Genomic DNA, 1,653 nt, shown 5'->3' with positions numbered 1-1,653 from the left:
CAATGTCATTAAGTTAAGACATTGACAAATTGAAAAGAGTCGAATCGTTGTGATTCGGCTCTTTTTTTGCATAAAATAAAGGCGAAAAGAACCTACCTTTTCGCCCTCTGATTAAATTATTAAACCTTCAAAATTATTACCAGAAAGCTGGTGTTAATTATGAAAGCCCTTCATAGAAATATTTTAGAGCGTCTTGATCAAATTATCAATGATACTGGAAAACATATTCACGATTTTATTAATGATCCACATGCCTTCACTAGAAAGCGCACCTTGGATGCAGCTACGGTCATTAAAACTACTATTAATATGCAAGGTGAAGATTTAACTAGCGAGTTATTTAGAGCCTTTGGCAAAAATGCGATTGAAAAGAATGACAAAGTAGTTAGTACTTCTGCCTATGTTCAACGCAAAGGTCAACTTTCACCCGCTTGTTTTAAGCATATTCTGACTGTATTTAATCAGAATTTATTTAATATCCAGTTACTTGATCATAAATATCGTTTATTTGCCATTGATGGTTCCGACTTTAATCAAATTTGGAATCCTAAGTCAGAAAATATTGTACAAGCTTCCAATCACGAGAGAAAACCATATTGTCAAATTCATGTTAATGCATTCTATGATCTGTTAAATAATACTTATCAAGACTGCATCTTTCAGCCCAAATCCAAGATGGACGAACGTAAAGCAGCTGTCCAAATGCTTAAAAATTTAGATTGCGGACCATATATAGTCACTATGGATCGAGGCTATAGCAGTTTTAACATGATTGAAAATTGCAATCGTCTGCCTAATTGTTTTTACATAATACGTACTAAAGCGGGACATGGTGCGGTTAAAGAAATAGCCGCGTTGCCTGATCAGGAATGCGATAAGGATATTGCTTGCTGGGTAACTACATCAGGCTATTATTACACAACTCATAAAGCCGCAGAGAATGTTCATCATGTTCAACACTTTTATCGTCAGTATATCAAATATCGGTCTAAAAATACTAGAGATGACAGCTGGGACTTTGAAGAATTATGTACAATAAAATTTCGTGCCTGTAAATTTAGAATTAATGATCCTAAGTCAGGCAAAGAAGAATGGGAAGTCGTTTTAACCAATCTAAATAGAACTGATTACCCCTTAAAAAGGATTAAAGAAATCTACCATTTACGCTGGGGAATTGAAACTTCATTCAAAAAATTAAAATACGCCTTGGGAAGCGTACAGTTTCATTCTAAACAGGACAGATTTATTGAAATGGAGATCTATGCTCATATGATTATGTTTAACGCAGTCAGTCAAATCGATGCGCAAGCATATATACCGCAAAAAAACTGTAAGTATCAGTATGCGATCAATTTTAAACAATCATGCTTTATTGTCCAAGCCATGTATATAATTTCTTCTTCGACTAAGATCTTCAAGAAAATTCTTATTCAAATTAGCCACTATACAATTCCTATCAGACCGGGAAGAAAAGATCAAAGAAATCTCAAGCCTAAGTCAGCCGTATATTATTTGTATCGTGTAGCCTAATTTCTAAACAAGATTAGGTCTTATTTGGCATGAAAAAAAGATCATCCAAATACGATAAATTGTAAATGAATGATCTAAAAGCTTAAACTATCAATTTGTCAATGTCTTAACTTAATGACATTG

The 1,653-nt window shown here is 33.7% G+C and carries 1 protein-coding gene; it reads left to right on the top strand.

Going from position 1 to position 1,653, the window contains the following annotated elements:
• Positions 1 to 159: 159 nt before the first annotated feature.
• The gene (locus tag CP355_RS09890) at positions 160 to 1,530 is read left to right on the top strand and encodes an IS4 family transposase (protein ID WP_089143496.1); all 1,371 of its coding nucleotides are present in this window, start codon (positions 160 to 162) and stop codon (positions 1,528 to 1,530) included.
• The last annotated feature ends 123 nt before the right edge of the window (positions 1,531 to 1,653 follow it).

It is taken from the genome of Lactobacillus sp. UMNPBX4 (genome assembly GCF_002554115.1).
Taxonomy (GTDB): Bacteria; Bacillota; Bacilli; order Lactobacillales; family Lactobacillaceae; genus Lactobacillus; species Lactobacillus gallinarum.
The sequence above is the reverse complement of the archived record's forward strand: the minus strand, read 5'-3'. Positions and strand labels throughout refer to the sequence as shown.